General features: G+C 58.5%; 15 protein-coding genes. 4 read left to right on the top strand and 11 right to left on the bottom strand.

Annotation, left to right across the window (positions count from 1 at the left end):
- Window positions 1–27 precede the first annotated feature (27 nt).
- The 3 genes from AC244_RS27180 to AC244_RS27170 all read right to left on the bottom strand — a co-directional run bounded on the left by AC244_RS27180 (window position 28) and on the right by AC244_RS27170 (window position 4,328).
- Window positions 28–1,308 carry a 4-aminobutyrate--2-oxoglutarate transaminase gene (locus AC244_RS27180; RefSeq protein ID WP_053251995.1) on the bottom strand — a complete coding sequence of 427 codons (1,281 nt, stop codon included), beginning with the start codon at window positions 1,306–1,308 and terminating at the stop codon, window positions 28–30.
- A 29-nt stretch (window positions 1,309–1,337) separates the two neighbouring features.
- Window positions 1,338–2,999 carry an electron transfer flavoprotein-ubiquinone oxidoreductase gene (locus AC244_RS27175; RefSeq protein ID WP_053251944.1) on the bottom strand — a complete coding sequence of 554 codons (1,662 nt, stop codon included), beginning with the start codon at window positions 2,997–2,999 and terminating at the stop codon, window positions 1,338–1,340.
- A 210-nt stretch (window positions 3,000–3,209) separates the two neighbouring features.
- A complete protein-coding gene (locus AC244_RS27170) occupies window positions 3,210–4,328 on the bottom strand; it encodes a nitronate monooxygenase (RefSeq protein ID WP_053251943.1) in 1,119 nt (372 codons plus the stop codon).
- A gap of 348 nt (window positions 4,329–4,676) precedes the next feature.
- Here AC244_RS27170 and AC244_RS27165 point away from each other — a divergent pair, with 348 nt between their 5' ends.
- Both AC244_RS27165 and AC244_RS27160 read left to right on the top strand, forming a co-directional pair.
- Window positions 4,677–5,465: an SDR family NAD(P)-dependent oxidoreductase gene (locus tag AC244_RS27165; protein ID WP_053251942.1), complete on the top strand. Its 789-nt coding sequence runs from the start codon at window positions 4,677–4,679 to the stop codon at window positions 5,463–5,465.
- A 169-nt stretch (window positions 5,466–5,634) separates the two neighbouring features.
- Complete coding sequence (locus AC244_RS27160; RefSeq protein WP_053251941.1) at window positions 5,635–6,321, top strand: nitroreductase; 687 nt, start codon at window positions 5,635–5,637, stop codon at window positions 6,319–6,321.
- 24 nt (window positions 6,322–6,345) lie between these two features.
- Here AC244_RS27160 and AC244_RS27155 read toward each other — a convergent pair whose 3' ends face one another.
- The 7 genes from AC244_RS27155 to AC244_RS27125 all read right to left on the bottom strand — a co-directional run bounded on the left by AC244_RS27155 (window position 6,346) and on the right by AC244_RS27125 (window position 13,189).
- The gene (locus tag AC244_RS27155; protein ID WP_053251940.1) at window positions 6,346–6,987 is read right to left on the bottom strand and encodes a TetR/AcrR family transcriptional regulator; all 642 of its coding nucleotides are present in this window, start codon (window positions 6,985–6,987) and stop codon (window positions 6,346–6,348) included.
- A gap of 138 nt (window positions 6,988–7,125) precedes the next feature.
- Window positions 7,126–8,289 (bottom strand): NAD(P)/FAD-dependent oxidoreductase, encoded by a 1,164-nt coding sequence (locus AC244_RS27150; protein ID WP_053251939.1) that lies wholly within the window; start codon window positions 8,287–8,289, stop codon window positions 7,126–7,128.
- A gap of 2 nt (window positions 8,290–8,291) precedes the next feature.
- Complete coding sequence (locus AC244_RS27145; RefSeq protein ID WP_053251938.1) at window positions 8,292–9,758, bottom strand: FAD-dependent oxidoreductase; 1,467 nt, start codon at window positions 9,756–9,758, stop codon at window positions 8,292–8,294.
- Between the two features lie 131 nt (window positions 9,759–9,889).
- Complete coding sequence (locus AC244_RS27140) at window positions 9,890–10,837, bottom strand: electron transfer flavoprotein subunit alpha/FixB family protein (RefSeq protein WP_053251937.1); 948 nt, start codon at window positions 10,835–10,837, stop codon at window positions 9,890–9,892.
- A 9-nt stretch (window positions 10,838–10,846) separates the two neighbouring features.
- Window positions 10,847–11,614 (bottom strand): electron transfer flavoprotein subunit beta/FixA family protein, encoded by a 768-nt coding sequence (locus AC244_RS27135; RefSeq protein WP_053251936.1) that lies wholly within the window; start codon window positions 11,612–11,614, stop codon window positions 10,847–10,849.
- A 99-nt stretch (window positions 11,615–11,713) separates the two neighbouring features.
- The gene (locus AC244_RS27130) at window positions 11,714–12,202 is read right to left on the bottom strand and encodes a MaoC/PaaZ C-terminal domain-containing protein (RefSeq protein WP_053251935.1); all 489 of its coding nucleotides are present in this window, start codon (window positions 12,200–12,202) and stop codon (window positions 11,714–11,716) included.
- A gap of 171 nt (window positions 12,203–12,373) precedes the next feature.
- Window positions 12,374–13,189, bottom strand: coding sequence for a citryl-CoA lyase (locus AC244_RS27125; RefSeq protein ID WP_053251934.1), 816 nt, complete (start codon window positions 13,187–13,189; stop codon window positions 12,374–12,376).
- A 333-nt stretch (window positions 13,190–13,522) separates the two neighbouring features.
- Here AC244_RS27125 and AC244_RS27120 point away from each other — a divergent pair, with 333 nt between their 5' ends.
- Entirely contained in the window at window positions 13,523–13,909 is a 387-nt protein-coding gene (locus AC244_RS27120) for a RidA family protein (RefSeq protein WP_053251933.1), read from the top strand.
- A gap of 61 nt (window positions 13,910–13,970) precedes the next feature.
- Here the strand turns inward: AC244_RS27120 and AC244_RS27115 are convergent, their stop codons facing one another.
- Window positions 13,971–15,020, bottom strand: coding sequence for a tartrate dehydrogenase (locus tag AC244_RS27115; RefSeq protein WP_053251932.1), 1,050 nt, complete (start codon window positions 15,018–15,020; stop codon window positions 13,971–13,973).
- 255 nt (window positions 15,021–15,275) lie between these two features.
- Here AC244_RS27115 and AC244_RS27110 point away from each other — a divergent pair, with 255 nt between their 5' ends.
- A complete protein-coding gene (locus AC244_RS27110; RefSeq protein WP_053251931.1) occupies window positions 15,276–16,139 on the top strand; it encodes a polysaccharide deacetylase family protein in 864 nt (287 codons plus the stop codon).
- Window positions 16,140–16,141 lie beyond the last annotated feature (2 nt).

The following is a 16,141-nucleotide window of genomic DNA, read 5'->3' as shown; positions in this document are numbered from 1 at the left end:
TTGCTTCGTGCTCCAGGGCTCGGTCGATCACGTATCCTTAGCGCATTCGCGCAAAACGTTGTCGAGGATGTCGACAGCTTCGCTGAAGACGGTGTCGGATATCGTTATGGGAGCGAGGAAGCGGATAACATTGCCGTGCACGCCGCAGGTCAAAAGGATAAGTCCTTTGTCCAATGCTTTCTGTCGAACGGCGTTCGCAAATTCGGGATTTGGCGTCGTGGAGCCTGGTAGGTTGAACTCAGCGGCTATCATGAAGCCTATGCCGCGAATGTCAGCGATCTGGGGTACGGCATCTTGCAGGGAGCGGAGACCCTGTTTCAAACGGCGTCCGAGTAGGTCTGCGCGTCCATTCAGGTCTTCTTGCTCGATGACGTCCAATACCGCATTGGCAGCCGCGACTCCTACGGGATTGCCGCCGTAGGTGCCGCCGAGGCCGCCAGGACCCGGAGCATCCATGACTTCGGCGCGGCCGGTGACAGCGGCGATCGGGAAACCACCGCCAAGTCCTTTAGCCATGGTCGTCAGGTCGGCGACAACGTCGAAATGCTCCATCGCGAAATACTTGCCTGTCCGCGAAAAGCCCGTCTGCACTTCATCAGCGATCAGAAGGATTCCGTGCTTGTCCGCAAGCTCACGAAGCTTCCGCATGAAATCACGCGGGACCTCGTAGAAACCGCCTTCACCTTGAACCGGTTCGACAATGAACGCTGCGACCCGGTTAGGGTCGACGTCGGCCTTGAACAGCTTGTCGAGAAGGGATAGTGAATCGTCGACTGAAGTGCCGTGTAATTCGACCGGGAAGGGGACGTGGAAGATGTCGCCCATCATCGCGCCGAACCCGGTTTTATACGGAGCCACCTTGCCCGTAAGAGCCATGCCCATAAAGGTGCGGCCATGAAAACCACCGGTAAAGGCGATGACGGCCGATCGATTGGTGGCTGCTCGAGCGATCTTGACTGCGTTTTCGACTGCCTCCGCGCCCGTCGTGACGAAGATGGTTTTCTTCTTGAAGTCACCCGGGACGAGGGAGTTTAACCTCTCTGCGAGGCGCACATAGTTCTCGTAGGGAACAACCTGGTGACAGGTATGCGTGAAGCGCTCAAGCTGTGCCTTCGCGGCTTCGATTACCTTGGGATGGCGGTGTCCGGTATTGACGACGGCAATCCCGGCTGCGAAATCGATATATCGGCGGCCTTCGATATCCCATATCTCTGCGTTCTCCGCGCGATCGGCATAAACTTGGGTGGTGACGCCCACGCCGCGGGCAACAGCGCTGGCACGGCGCGTGGCGACTTCAGCATTCGACATTTCCAACTCCTCAATCGGGACGTCGTTGATCACATGTTCGGATAAACCGGGCCTTCGCCGCCTTGCGGCGGCACCCAGTTGATGTTCTGGTTCGGGTCCTTGATGTCGCAGGTCTTGCAGTGCACGCAGTTCTGCGCGTTGATGACGAAGGTCGGCTTGCCGTCCTTCTCCACCCACTCGTAGACGCCGGCCGGACAGTAGCGCGTCGACGGACCGGCATAGACATCGTGCTCGGAGCGCTTCTGCAACTCCATGTCCTTGACCTGCAGGTGGATCGGCTGGTCTTCCTCGTGGTTGGTGTTCGACAGGAACACCGAGGACAGCCGGTCGAAGGTCAACACGCCATCCGGCTTCGGATAGTCGATCTTCTGGTGCTGCGCTGCCGGCTCGAGGCTCTGCGCATCGGTCTTGCCGTGCTTCAGCGTGCCGAAGAACGAGAAGCCGAACAGCTGGTTGGTCCACATGTCCAAGCCGCCGAGCGCAACGCCGATCGCCGTGCCGAACTTCGACCACAGCGGCTTGACGTTGCGGACCCGCTTCAGGTCCTGGCCGATGGCGCTGTCGCGCCAGCCGCGTTCGATCTCGATCGGCTCGTCATTGGCGCGACCCGCTTCGATCGCCGCCGCCAGCTTCTCGGCGGCGAGAATGCCCGACAAGACGGCATTGTGGCTGCCCTTGATGCGCGGCACGTTGACGAGACCGGCCGAACAGCCGATCAACGCACCGCCGGGGAAGGACAGCTTCGGCACCGACTGGTAGCCGCCCTCGGTGATCGCCCGGGCGCCGTAGGACAGCCGCTTGCCGCCCTCGAAGGTGCCGCGGATCGCCGGATGGGTCTTGAAGCGCTGGAACTCCTCGAACGGGGCGAGGTAGGGGTTCTTGTAATTGAGGTGCACGACGAAGCCGACGGCGACGAGATTGTCTTCGAGGTGGTAGAGGAACGAGCCGCCGCCGGTCTTCATGCCGAGCGGCCAGCCGAAGGAGTGCTGCACCAGGCCAGGCCGATGGTTCTCCGGCTTCACCTGCCAGAGCTCCTTCAGCCCGATGCCGAACTTCGGCACATCGCGGTCCTTCGAGAGGCCGAATTTGGCGATCAGCTCTTTGGCGAGCGAGCCGCGCACGCCCTCGCCGATCAGCGTGTATTTGCCCAAGAGCGCCATGCCGCGGGCGAAGTTCGGGCCCGGTTCGCCGTCTCGCTCGACGCCCATGTCGCCGGTGGCAACGCCGATCACCGCGCCCGCGTCGTTGTAGAGCACTTGCGCTGCGGCAAAGCCCGGATAGATTTCGACGCCGAGCGCTTCGGCATGGCTTGCCAGCCAGCGACAGACATTGCCGAGCGAGACGATATAGTTGCCGTGATTGTTCATCAGCGGCGGCATCATGAAATTCGGCAGACGGATCGAACCGGCCGGGCCCAAGAACAGGAAATGGTCGTCCGTGACCTCGGTCTTGAACGGATGGTCCGCGTCCGCGCGCCAGTCCGGCAGCAGCCGGTCGATACCGATCGGATCGACGACCGCACCCGAGAGGATATGCGCGCCGACCTCGGCGCCCTTTTCGAGCACGACGACCGAAAGCTCCGGATTGACCTGCTTCAGCCGGATCGCCGCCGCAAGACCCGCCGGTCCCGCACCCACGATCACAACGTCGAACTCCATGCTCTCACGTTCGGGCAGATCTTGCTCGGTCATTCTCGGTTGCCTCAAAAGGTTATTGGATCCGGCGACGCGTTCCGGCATTTGCCTACGAACGGGCGGGGCAAGCGACAACGGACGTGTCGCTTGCCCCTTCCGAGCGTCGTACTTGCAGGGACGGGCACTCGGAGATCTGGCGTCCAAACCAACAATTCGTTGCGCTTAGGCGCGTCAGAAAAATCGGTAGGGACGTGTCCGCGAGTTCGATTAATACGAGGTCACGCTCTGCAGGTTGTCGACCGCTTCGACGTATTCGTTGAGCATGCGCTCAATCTCGGACTTCACGGTGGTGTGCTCGTTCATGTCTCCGACGGCCTGGCCAACAGAATAGGTCCAGTAGTCGAGGTTGCGCCCTCGTTCAGCTCGCTTGAACGGGTAGCCGTTCATAATCGACTGCATCGGCCAATCGAGGGGTTTGGGAGCGTCCGGACGGTGCCAAGCGTCCACATACTTGGTGTACAGCATGCGGCCCTGTTTACCTGTCATGGCCTTGGACAGTCGCGCGTCTTCCGAGGCGGCAGCGAACAGCTTCTCGCGCATTTCCAGGCTAAGGTCGCTTTCCGCTGTTCCTAGCCAGAGCGAGCCCATCCACACGCCTTGGCAACCGAGTGCGAGCGCGGCCAGAATATGCGATCCGCGGGTGATGCCACCAGCGGCCAGTACGGGGATGCCTTGAGCCGCCTCCACGACCTGTGGCCAGAGAACCATGGAAGCGATGTTTCCAACACTTCCTCCGGCTTCGGTGCCCTGTGCGATTAGGACGTCAACACCTGCAGCCCGCTGCTTGGCCGCGTGCTTTCCGTTCCCCACCAACGCGCCGACTTTTACGCCTTTGGCATGGGCCTCCTTAACAACCCATTCCGGCGTGACGCCGAGAGCGCCCACAATGAAGTTCACAGATTTCTTGCTTAAGGCGATCTCGAGCTGTTCGCGGCTCTTCTTGTTGGTCATGGCCATCTTCTCGGCATATTCGGCGAGATAGGCGTCACGGTCCGCCTCCGAGATGTCGGCGATCCCAGCATCGTCGAGCAGACGCTTCACGAAGTTTAGATGATCCTTCGGGATGAGCTTGCGATATTCGTCCGGGGTTTTCTCTGCGTCCTCGCCGCCTGTACCCGGAAAAACCAGATCCACCGAAAATGGCCTGCCATCGACGCGCTCCTCGATCCAGTCGATTGACATCTCGAATTCTTCGGGTGTCATCCAGGCCGCTCCAAGCGATCCCATGCCTCCCGCCTTGGTCACGGCTGCCACGACATCGCGGCAATGCGAGAATGCAAAAATGGGCAACTCGATACCGAGCGTTTTTGTCAATTCAGTTTGCAACTCCGGCCCTCCGACGCTTAGGTGGTTATGGGCAAGCACCGGCCTACCGACTCCACTCGTTTAGCTACTGATGAGTATAATTAACATTATTGTGGGTATCTTTGTAAAGAGGTTTTGCGCGAACGGCGCGGGTTTCCCTCAGCCCGCAAGGCGAAAGAAAACGCCATCCATCCCTGCGGGGCCGTTGCGCAATCTAATTAGTACTGTATTGTACGTACCGGTATGTTGGCGGACTTCGAGGAGGAATTTCGCTTGAGCGTCTTTCCGGCCAAGATCCGATCGCACCCTAATTCCACTGTCCATTCGATTGGACCGAGATAAGTGACGTGAAGCTGAAGGAACGTATGCATGTTCGACTTTAAAGGAAAAGTAGTCGTTATAACGGGTGGCGAGACCGGTATCGGAAGAGCGACTGTGGAAGCCTTTGCTCGCGCTGGGGCGGACGTGACCATCGCCGGCTTTCTCGAGGACCAGGGTCAAGACGTGGTCCAGTCGCTTGCGGCAGAAGGCTATCACGTTGATTTCATCAGAACGGACGTCCAGCAGGAGAGTTCGATCGACAACGTTGTCTCTTCGGTCACAGCCAAGCACGGTCGGATCGACGTTCTCGTTAACAACGCTTCCGTGTTTGACGGTTTTGCGGGAGCGCTCGAGACTTCGAACGCATTGTGGGAGAGGGTGATCAATACCAATCTCCGGGGCACGTTCTACTTCTGCCGTGCAGTGCTGAAGGACATGGTGGCTCGGGGAGAAGGCCGTATCGTTAATGTCGCTTCCGTTGGCGGTATTCTCGGTGGTGCGGACGGCTTGGCATACACCACTTCGAAGTTCGGCGTGATCGGTCTCACTCGCCAAATGGCTGTCGAGTTCACAAAGACGGGCGTGGTCATCAATGCGGTCTGCCCTGGCATGATTCAGACCGATATGCGGGGGAATTCTGCGCGAATTCTCGGGGACGACGCCCCGGACATGGCTCGCGGCGTCGGTGTAAATCCTGATGCGCTGAAGCGAGTCCCGGCGGGCAAAAAGGGGGTACCTCTGGATATCGCGAACGCGATCATGTTTGCGGCTTCCCCTCACGCTGGTTACATGGCGGGGCATTCGCTCGTTATCGACGGAGGCTGGACGATTCAATAACCTCGCGATCCGCCCATGTTGGCGGGTTGTGCGTCGATCCTACGCCTTGGTCCCACGGGGACCGAGGCGCTGTAGCTTGCTAGGTGCTCCATCATAAACGAGGGGACAGTTGCGGAGCGCTCCACGGGCGACAAGACTATGAGAATAGCGAAGGAATACGGGACTGGAAATGAGCGAAGAACTCAGTACGTACAACACGCTTTTCTCGCTGGCCAAGGCCCGATACTCCTGCAGGGCTTTCGCTTCCAAGCCTGTTCCGATGGGCGATATCGAACGGGTTCTCGAGGTCGCGCGTACCGCGCCGTCCGATTGCAACACGCAGCCTGCGAGCGTGTTCATCATTAGCGGACGAGCGCTCGATGGGTTGCGCGAAGAAATGTATCGGGCGGCGATGCACGGCCGGGCAAGGTCATCGGACGTTCCGCCGATCGGAACCTATACCGGAGTCTTCCAGGAGCGCCGGCGGGATTGCGGATGGTCGCTGTACAGCGCAATTGGAATTCAGCGCGGCGACCGCGAAGCCTCAGGGAAGCAGGCTCTCGAAAATTTTCGTTTTTTCGGCGCACCGCATCTGACCGTAGTGACGGTCCACGAAGATCTGGCGGAGCGAGGGCTTTTCGATACGGGCATATATCTCGGCCATTTCTTGCTTGCTGCGCAGGCGCTGGGGATAGCTACGGTCCCGCAGGGCGCAATCGCGCACTACGCCGACATCATTCGCCAGTACGCACCAATCGCCCCACATCTTCGTGTGGTCTGCGGAGTATCACTCGGCTACGCACTAGAGGACCACGCGGCAAACAGCTTCCGCACGGCGCGCGCGGAAGTCTCCGAGAGCGTTGTATTCGTAAGCTGACGTCACAAAGGGCGAGGGGACAACTCATGCCCCCTTCGCAACACCCTTGATAAGTTGGTCGGCGAACGCCGATGCAACTTCCTCGGCGCTGTATTTGGACGAGGAGCGCCTGAACCAGGTGTAAGGCCAGTTGCATGCGCCAATCAGGCAAGACACAGCAAGGAACGGGTCAGTGTCGCGGAACTCTCCGGCTGCGATACCCTGCGCGTAGAGCTCCTGGATTTGTTTGTTGTACTTCCGGCGGTTCGCGGTGACATTGGAGCGCTGGTCTTCTGTCAGTTCGTGTTCGTCGCGGTTGTAGATCGTGGACCATTCCTGGTGCAGCATCACGTTCAGTGAGTGCATTTTGACGATTTTCGACAGCAGTTCCGTGGGGGTGCCACCGGAACTCAGTGCCCCTTCCATGCCCTTGGCGTAGGTTTGGTCAATTTTCTCGAAGATCCGCCAGAGAATCTCGTTCTTGTTTTTCATGTAGTAGTAGACGATGGACTTGGTGAAACCCATCTCAGCACTGATGTCGTCCACGGTCACCGCACGGAAGCCGCGCGCCGCAATGAGCCGAGAAGCGGCGTCAAGAATTTCTTCCTGGATAAGCTCGGTCTTCTGCTGCTTGATCCTGCCACGAATGTTCGGCTTTGGTGACTCGCGCTGCGATTCCATGTCCATACGACACCTTTCTCAGTATGTTTTCGTTCCTTACGGTATAAAAATCCGAAACACAAGCGCAACCTCCGTTATGGGGCGGCTCATAGTCATTGATGAGCCGCACCTGAGCTTATCCTTCATGGGTACAAATCGAACTTGTCAGGTGTTGTAGGAACCTGCATCCCACTTCTTTTCCGCTTTCCAGGTTGGCGATAGACCGGCGAAACGCTCAAGGCTTAGCCCCTCGATGGGCGCGCTCGTGTGTCCTTTCAAGGCGAGCTCCGCCATCGCTATTCCGATCGCCGGCGCCATCCCAAACCCATGCCCGGCACCAGCCGCGACAAGGAGGCCCTCCGGGTGATCGAAACGGTGAATGATGGTCTTCTGGTCCCGGGTGATGTCCAGGACCCCGGCCCAAGTGCGCAGTAGTTGGGCCCCCTTTGCAACCGGAAACGCTTCGATCATACGGCGAACCAGGTTCCGTACGATCGGCGTATTTGGTTTGTTCGGTTCGATATCGGCGTCCAAATCCACCCATTCGTGCGGACCGCCGTTGGCATGCAGGTTGCCGCGCTTGGTCTGCCGGATAGATAGACCATTCAGGCCAATGAAGCCGACCTCATACATCGGAGGTAGAGGAGTGGTTACCAATGCCTCGAGCCGGACGGTTGCCACGGGGAAGACAACGCCGAACGGTTCAAGAAGATTCGCGTTGTATCCGCCAGCACATAGAACGACGCGATCGGCGAGTATATCGCCGGCGGCGGTCTTGACCCCCTTTGCTTTTCCTCCCTCCGCGATAACCGAGTACACGGGTGTGTGCTCGAGTATTGTCCCGCCATAATCTTGGAACGCCCATGCGTAAGCTTGCGAAACCCGCTGAGGATTGGCGTGCCCCGATCGGGGGGTGTAAAGCCCGGCACGCGTTTCCGGTGAAAGGATCGGAATGAGCTCGCGGCAAGCCTGGGCGTCAATGAGCTCGAAGCCGAAGTCGGCTCTGGTGAAAGCCTTGTAAGTCTGATGGAGCTCTTCGAGTTGTTTGTCGGAGAACGCCACCCACAATCGGCCCTTCTGGGTCCATTCGGTCGGGTATCCAAGCTCTTCGTCCAACGTGTCCCAAAGCTTCTCCGCCATGCCGGCGAGGGGAGCTTCGTCCGGGTCATCCGCTCGCAAGCTCAGATAGCCTGTTGCTCGGGAGGAGGCCTCGTAAGCGACCGCGCCGCGATCGATGACGAGCACACGCGCACCGGCTTTTTGCGCATGATAGGCGGTGGAAAGTCCGAGGAGGCCCGACCCGACGACGATCACATCGTAATTCATCATTTCTACCTCTTTGCAGTCCCTGCAACGCTTTCTGGCACCACTTCCTCGTGCATCCAGTGCGGCCATTTTTCACGGGTGTGATAATCGTCGTCCTCGGCCGCGATCAGAGACATGTCGATCGGCCTTACGGGAAAACGATAGCTACCGGGTTTGATGTCCTTGAGCGGTATCCCATAATGCTGAGACAGCAGAACGGCAGCCTCGTCGCGGCAGCGTTTGCCCTGGCAATGTCCCATGCCGACACGGGTCATTCGCTTTGTCAGATCCTGGCTGATCTTGGGTCCGGCGTCGCCGCCGGTCACGGCCACGTGCGGATGCCTCATGCCGGCTTTGAGGTACCGCGGCGGTTGTAGTTCGAGAAATTCACTGCGTGTCACAGTCTCGCACTGGCAAAGCACCACGTCCGAGCCGCCCATCTCCAGGAGCTTGGCGACCCAAACATTGATGTAATCCGCGGCGCGCGCGCCATGCTGAGTGGTTCCGGTCGGTGCTTCCGATGCACTGGCTGCGTCGCCGACCGCCGAGAGGATCCGCGGGATCTGATCGTCTTGCGCGTTGAACGCGGAGAGCCAGTATACGTCTTGTACGCTAGTCTGCAGGTTAGAATCTACCTTCGGCACCCAAGCTGGATGTTCTTCAGCAAACTGCATCTCACAGCCCATCGCTGCAGGTAGTTCGACGTTTGGAAGAACCGCGATCGAGACGCAAATGGTGTCACATTCAACCTCTGCCTGCTTTCCGGAGCCATCCGTCGAGATTACCGTTGCTGACGAAACCTTGTCGGTCCCCCCAGCTTCGAGGATAACGCTCTCATACAGGATCGGAATACCGGCGTTCAGCGCCCATTCAAGTTCTTGATCGCCCGCCTGGAACTTGGAGGTCGGTTCCACGAAGCCCGCTATATCGATACCGCGGTCACAGGCTGCACGCGCGAACTCGACCGCCAGAGGGGCCGTTCCCAGCACAAGACAGCGGGTGCCGTTGAAGCATTGGTAGGATGTGAGAAGCTTTGCTCCGGCCTTGCCGCCGAGAACTCCGGGCAACTCCCAACCCTTGAACGAAGGCACAAAATCCCGCGACCCTGTCGCGAGGATGAGAGCATCGTATTCCAGAAGTTCGTTGCCTTCGCGGGAGACTATACCCACTTTCGGGGTGCCAATATGTTGCGAATTTGGCGCATTGTGAAATGCACCCCAAGCGACCACTCCGATCTTCACGTCGACTTCGTTTTCGACGCACTCCAGCAATAGCTCGTTTGAGCTTAGCACGTTGTCGAACACCGCCGTTTCATCGCTGAGCGATGCCGGCAGACCGGATCCGTAAAAATACGGAGCATCGAATGACATGTTTTTGAGCTCTTGCGGGTGCTCATCGATCAGCGTCACTTCGTAGTCGGCTCCGCGGGCTGCCAACGCGAACTCGCATCCCAGTCTGCTTGCTCCTACGACGACTATACGCTTGCCGCTCATTTCCAATTACCCCTTACGACCCCGCTGCGGTAGCCGATCGTGTTTAGTTTATCTCTTCCGGGCGGAGCAGCGTCGAGGAACATGCTCAGCCCGAAAGAATACCGAAGAACGCGCCTCGCGCGCATTTGCGGTCAAAGCTTGCGCATGGCCGCCGCGACGATCTGCTCGTAGTCGCCGACGATTCCGACATCAGCAATTTTGAAGATGCTGGCTTCGGGGTCCTTGTTGATCGCGACGATCTTTTTGGCACCTCCAATGCCTGCCAGATGATGCACTGCACCGGAAATGCCGACTGCGACATACACGTCTGGGCTGACTTTCTGCCCGCTGAAGCCCACCTGACGAGAAGAGGGTACCCAGCCCATTTCGACGGCTGCGCGGCTCGCTCCGACTGCAGCGTTGACCTTTGCTGCGAATTCCTCGATGAGCCGCCACTTTTCACCCGAGCCAATTCCCAGTCCACCCGAAATGACCTTGCTCGCTCCGCGGAGAGGAATGCCGCCACTATCTGGCAAGGCTTCGGAGGCGACAAAGCGGACAGCCCCTTGCTCTGCGGGTTCCCGGGAGACTTCAACAACGATGTCAGTGCCTTCAGGTGCGGCGAGGTTCTCGCCGCTGTACAGCACGACTGCGTTTCGGTCGCCCAGGGACAGGGTCTTCTGAACCATAGCCCCCATCACCGGCCCCGTAACGCGGAGCGCGTTGTCCGCGACCTCGATAAGCTCGCAGGCGGTCACAAACTCGGCCGAAAAGGATGCGGCGACTTGGGGTGCCCAGTTTCTGTTCGAAATCGTTCCAAAACCAACGACGAGCGAGACAGCTGCGGACGCTGCCTTACCGACAATGTGGACCAGGTAATCGGCACCATCGCCCACGGCCTTGTCCGGAGCAACCGCAGTTACATTGCGAAAAGCGCTGCCGTGTTTGACGTTGACACTCGATGAACCGGTCGTGTCCAGGATAAGGAGATCCGAGGAGTAACCTGCATTGCCGATCGACGTCGCAATAGCAGCGAGAGTGGCAAATTCGGATGACCTTGTGTCTGCGGAATTATGGAGTACGAAGAGGGCGTTCTTCATGTCGATGCCTCACTTATCGAGAGCTGCGAGGAGGGCCGCGGCCTTGTCTTCGTCGCTGCCTTCAATGAACTTGGTTGCCTCTATGGCTCGCTGTCCCTTCTTCGGCGAGTACTTGGACGGTACGCCGGCAACGCCGCCGGGTTCGGAGGCGACTACTTCAATCGTCGCCTTCTTCGCCGCCATGACGCCTTTCAGGCCGGGAGTTCTAGGCTTGTTGATTTCGTTCGAGACCAGCAGCATCGCAGGCAGGGTGAGCTCATATTCGTCAATGCTTGCATCCGCGAGTTTGCCGACGTTGATGGTTCGCTCGCTGGCCGATTTAATCGACACGATCGGAGCGAGAGCCGGAATGCCAAGGCCATGCGCTACAAGGTACGGGACGTATCCGGCGTCCTCGTCCGAAGATTGACGGCCCGCGATAACCAGTGAAGGTATGCTCTTCTGCTTGAGTGCGGAGACGAGTGCTTGCGCTGTCTTGAACGAGTCGCGGCGAGACTTGTCGTCGAGTTCGACACGGATTGCATTGTCCGCGCCCATAGCCAAGGCGCGGCGAAGATACTGATCCGCTGAAGCATCGTCGGCGGTCACGACAGTTACCGTCGCGCCGGCGGATTCTTTGAGGCCGATCGCCGCTTCGACAGCGTTCAAGTCGTAGAGGTTGATCGAATACTGTGACGAGGCGTGCAGGACCACTTCGTCCTGAGCGTCGGAGATTGATACAAATTGCTCCGGGAGGTTTGGATCAGGGACCTTCTTGATCAATACAACGATATCCATTCGAATTCAGCGCTCCTACCGCTGGCAGTTCCCGCACGTGAGGCGTGTCGTTCGAGCTTCCCGAAATCGCAGCTCTACGATGGGCGGTTATTTCGACAATCAGGCAGCCGGCCGCGAGTGGAACATCACTTTCCAGACACCCTGCTGACACACTTCTCCACGTTGATTTCGAACCTCGAGCCAGAAGTTCACGATCCCGCGTGCGGGATTTGAGGTACGGCGGACTTCTTCGACGCGTTGATAAACGTGGATCGTATCCCCCATCTTCACTGGAGCTTTGAGATCCCAAGTCATGCCCAAGAAGGCGATTGCCGTCCCTTCCTTGATCCCGAGGCGGAACTCGAGGCCAGTAATGATCGCGAAAACGGCCGGACCATGCAGAATACGAGCACCGAAGGGCGTTGCCTGGGCGTAGATTTCGTCTGTGTGCACCGGGTTGTGGTCGCCCGTGAGCGCAGCGAACATGACAATATCGGTTTCAGTGATTGTACGCCGCGGCGTCACCCATTCCTGACCAACCTCGAAATCGTCGAAGAACATGGCATTGGAACCGACAGCCAGCGCCTCCAGTTTGTTCGTAGCGTCCATTAAAATCCTCCTTGTGCGCCTCGGCGGGCGCTTGTCTCTTGGGGCGCTGCATTCACCGCGACGCTCAGTTTTACATACTCATTGGAATGCATTTTCTACTAGCGAGTTCGTAGTGTCAAGCGAGCAGTCTGCATGCGGGCGCGTGGATCGCGTTTGTCTTCGTCAATCCGCTCATTGCCAGCCAGCGTCGACAAGGTCGTTTGCCAAGTCACGGCGGGGGCTCGCATATTCAACATGACTGTCCGGGACCAGGCGATTTCGGATGCCCGATTGCATTTCTTCGGAGATATGAGAAATCAGGCCCGGAACGGTAGACAATATCGCCAAACCGCACATTTCTTCAGGCGTGAAACCCATCTGCACCATGATCGCGGCAAGCATTCCGACGTCGTTCAAGACAAGGTCCGGTTTGTTGCTGGCCAGTTGGAACGCACGATGCACAGCTTCGTACCACTCGTTGGCCTCGCCCCAAACGCCCTCGGCCTTGGCGATTGACTTGAGACGCTCCGCCCGCGGATCGACGTGCCTGAAAACCTGGTGGCCGAAACCGGGAACGCGACGCATCGCCGCGCGGAGATCTTGGACGAGGACCGCTGCCGCTTCATCCATTGACCGACCGCTTTCCTTCCACGCGGCGAACGTGGTCGCGATGAAGCGTCCGGTGTCCTCAGGAGAGAGCGCGTGCTGGCCAGCGGCAAGGACGGCGGCACTCAACCCCGCGGTCATTGACGGATTAACCGAAACCACGGCGCGGGCGGCTAGAGTACCGGATTTCTGCAGGCCATAGTCGAGGATCGATGAGAGGATAACGTCCATCATCCGCGACTGTCCCGGCGTTGGAAGCTCGCCTCTAATCAAAAGGTATGTGATCGCGGAAAAGGGCACCGCCCCGACGAGTTCGCTCATCGCATACCCGCGAATGAAGATATCCTGCGTCGTGATCTCGCTCACGCCGGTAACCCAATGCGATGGTGTGCCCTTGGTCATATAGCCCCCGAGTGCCGAATGTGTGTGAGGATCCGGTGCGCCTAAGTGGTCGTGCCCGAGGCCCACGGGTCTAAGAAGAGAGCCGCGTTCCAACGGGAATCAGCCGCCACGGCGTCCGATCCATTTGACGGCATACTAGATAACACCAATTACATACTCAAGAGTACAAATGACAATCCGAAAAAATTCTCAGCGATACGTGATGAGATAATTTTGGCGTAATTGACGGCCTGCATACTTACAGGTACGCAAAAAGGCGCTATTGGTACGCTGTGGCGACGAGCACAGGCGGAGCCGCGTCCCCTCAGAGCAAGGTTATGGAAGGAAAAAGAGATGTTAACCGCAGTTAACCCGCCCGAGGCCAAATGGCCCGGCCTCTCGCAAGGCGTGGTCATCAAAGGCAACGGCTTTTTTGTGTCCGGGGGCCATTGCGGGCTTGATCCTGCCGGCGAACCCGTCACGACCTCCGTCGAAGATCAGATCGTGGCCATGTTCGAGGGGCTCAAGCGGACCCTGGCTGAAGCGGGTCTCGGTTTCGAGCATGTGGCGCGGACCACGTGTTATGTCAGGGAATTCTCCCCTGAACTGCTGAAGACCATCAAAAAAGTCAGAGCCCGCTATTATAACCAGGAGTGCCCCCCGGCCAGCGTTATGGTTCAGGCGGGCTTATACGACCAGCGCCTCCATGCGGAAGTGGAGGTGATCGCAGTGGTTCCGTGACGGACACGCGGAAATGCTGCACGGGCGGAGGTGCCCGTGCAGCCGGATCTTGGACGCCGCGTTAGATCCTGTCGGCAATTCGTTGTCCGAGAGCGAGCGTCTTTGCGGTTCCACCGCAGTCTGGCGTGAGGAGGGAGGTGTCGGTCGTCACCCGAGAGACGGCGGCCACCAATTCCGTCGCTGCTTCGCGCTCTCCCAAATGCTCAAGCATCATCGATCCGCTCCAGATCGTAGCAATGGGATTTGCTGCGCCACTGCCGGCAATATCAGGTGCCGAGCCGTGGACCGGTTCGAACATCGACGGGACACCGCCTCGAGGATTGATGTTGGCAGAGGCCGCAAAGCCAAGCCCTCCTTGGATGGCCGCGCCGATATCGGTGAGGATGTCCCCGAAGAGATTCGAGGCAACGATCACGTCAAGGCTCTCCGGGTGAGTGATCATCCGCGCCGACAAAGCGTCGATATGGTAGCGCGTGACTTCGACATCCGAGTATTCTGCCGCCAGTTCTTCGGTGATTTCGTCCCATAGAACCATGGTGAATTTCTGAGCGTTGGACTTTGTCGTGGAAGCGAGCTTTCCGCGCCGGCGGCGCGCCTGCTCGAAACCGTATCGGAGGATTCGCTCAATCGAATGCCGGGTGAAGATCGCGGTCTCGACTGCGACTTCTTGTGGGGTGCCGACATGAACTCGGCCGCCGGCCCCGGAATACTCGCCCTCGGTGTTTTCACGGATGCAAAGGATGTCGAAGTTGGATTTCACCAGCGGGCCGGATATCCCTGGCAGCAGCCGGTGCGGACGAATGTTCGCGTAGAGGTCGAACTGCTTTCGGATGGGGAGAAGCAGGCCGTGAAGAGATATGTTGTCCGGCACCGTTTTCGGCCAGCCGACCGCGCCAAGAAGGATTGCGTCGAAGCCGCGAAGCGTTTCAATACCGTCCTCGGGCATCATTCGTCCGGAGCGCAGGTAAGTCTCACAACTCCAATCGAAAGTCGTCTCGATTAAGCGGGCCCCGTGTTTCGAGGCGACGGCACGAATGGGGATAAGTGCGCCTTCCACCACTTCCTTGCCGATGCCATCGCCCGGAATGACCGCGATCGTGTAATTCCTCACTGCTCCCAACCTCCACAATTTGGGCGGATCCGAACAGATCGGCGTCGGATTCCGCAGACGCTCCATACCGAATGGTATTTAGAGAGTACTAAATGGAATGTAAATGCCACGTCGAGCACGCGAAAGCTTGCAAACCCAAGCCAACCTCGCTACACATACGTAATCGCACGTCAGCCGTACGCATTAGTATCTATCTGCGTTACGGGCCGTGCCCTCCAACGGGTTTGGAAAGTTCGAGGAGCCAAGAACGGAACGATGACGACGGTCTGTCTCACCTTCGATTTTGATGCGGTCTCGCTGTGGATCAGCACAATGCGGCAGACAAGCGCCACTCCGCTTTCCCGCGGCGAGTATGGCGCGCTCGTTGGGTTGCCGCGGGTTTTGGATCTTCTGAAGACAAAGCAGGTGAGCGCGACGTTTTTCGTTCCAGCCCACACTGCGGGAGCCTTTCCATCGCAGGCTGTCGCGATACAAGAGGCAGGACACGAGATCGCGCTCCACGGATATTGTCACGAGACGCCGGTGGGCCTCTCGCGCGACGAAGAAGAGCGCCTGCTGGATCGATCCATTGAGAAACTGCGGGCGGTACTGGGGAACGAGTTTTCTCCCCAAGGCTACAGATCGCCTGCCTGGGATCTGACGCCGGATTCAATATCACTGCTCGAGGAACGAGGCATCCTCTACGATTCAAGCATGATGGCCGACGACTACCGACCTTACCGCGCGCGGAAGGGCTACGATGCGACAGAGGATCACTACCAGCCTGGAACGCCCAGCAACGTGATTGAAATTCCCGTCGCCTGGGAATTGGACGATTTTCCGCACTTCGCCTTCCTCAATAAGCCTATGTACCTTGGCCTCAGGACCCCCGGCGAAGTCTTCGGGCTTTGGAAAGACGAGTTCGATTTTTGCCATTCGTTGGGCGACGGTGTTTTCACCTTGACGATGCATCCGCAAGTCATTGGACGTGGACCCAGGATCGAGATGTTGTCTCGTCTGATCGACCATATGCGTGCAACGCCGGGCGTTGTCTTCCGAACCGTGGCCGAGGAAGCGCGCAAGCGATCCCTCAGCCTGATCGGATCGGAAGCCGGGCTGGCGAACTTTTCAAACCCTTAGTC

It is taken from the genome of Ensifer adhaerens (assembly GCF_001270265.1).
Lineage (GTDB): Bacteria > Pseudomonadota > Alphaproteobacteria > Rhizobiales > Rhizobiaceae > Ensifer > Ensifer adhaerens_B.
Note: the sequence above shows the minus strand (reverse complement) of the source record. Positions and strands in the feature narration are given on the sequence as shown.

Excerpts from the sequence above, each read along its gene's own strand:
- AC244_RS27180 (WP_053251995.1), bottom strand. The coding sequence starts at position 1,308 with ATGTCGAATGCTGAAGTCGCCACGCGCCGTGCCAGCGCTGTTGCCCGC.
- AC244_RS27175 (WP_053251944.1), bottom strand. The coding sequence starts at position 2,999 with ATGACCGAGCAAGATCTGCCCGAACGTGAGAGCATGGAGTTCGACGTT.
- AC244_RS27165 (WP_053251942.1), top strand. The coding sequence starts at position 4,677 with ATGTTCGACTTTAAAGGAAAAGTAGTCGTTATAACGGGTGGCGAGACC.
- AC244_RS27160 (WP_053251941.1), top strand. The coding sequence starts at position 5,635 with ATGAGCGAAGAACTCAGTACGTACAACACGCTTTTCTCGCTGGCCAAG.
- AC244_RS27155 (WP_053251940.1), bottom strand. The coding sequence starts at position 6,987 with ATGGACATGGAATCGCAGCGCGAGTCACCAAAGCCGAACATTCGTGGC.
- AC244_RS27150 (WP_053251939.1), bottom strand. The coding sequence starts at position 8,289 with ATGATGAATTACGATGTGATCGTCGTCGGGTCGGGCCTCCTCGGACTT.
- AC244_RS27145 (WP_053251938.1), bottom strand. The coding sequence starts at position 9,758 with ATGAGCGGCAAGCGTATAGTCGTCGTAGGAGCAAGCAGACTGGGATGC.
- AC244_RS27140 (WP_053251937.1), bottom strand. The coding sequence starts at position 10,837 with ATGAAGAACGCCCTCTTCGTACTCCATAATTCCGCAGACACAAGGTCA.
- AC244_RS27135 (WP_053251936.1), bottom strand. The coding sequence starts at position 11,614 with ATGGATATCGTTGTATTGATCAAGAAGGTCCCTGATCCAAACCTCCCG.
- AC244_RS27130 (WP_053251935.1), bottom strand. The coding sequence starts at position 12,202 with ATGGACGCTACGAACAAACTGGAGGCGCTGGCTGTCGGTTCCAATGCC.
- AC244_RS27125 (WP_053251934.1), bottom strand. The coding sequence starts at position 13,189 with ATGACCAAGGGCACACCATCGCATTGGGTTACCGGCGTGAGCGAGATC.
- AC244_RS27120 (WP_053251933.1), top strand. The coding sequence starts at position 13,523 with ATGTTAACCGCAGTTAACCCGCCCGAGGCCAAATGGCCCGGCCTCTCG.
- AC244_RS27110 (WP_053251931.1), top strand. The coding sequence starts at position 15,276 with ATGACGACGGTCTGTCTCACCTTCGATTTTGATGCGGTCTCGCTGTGG.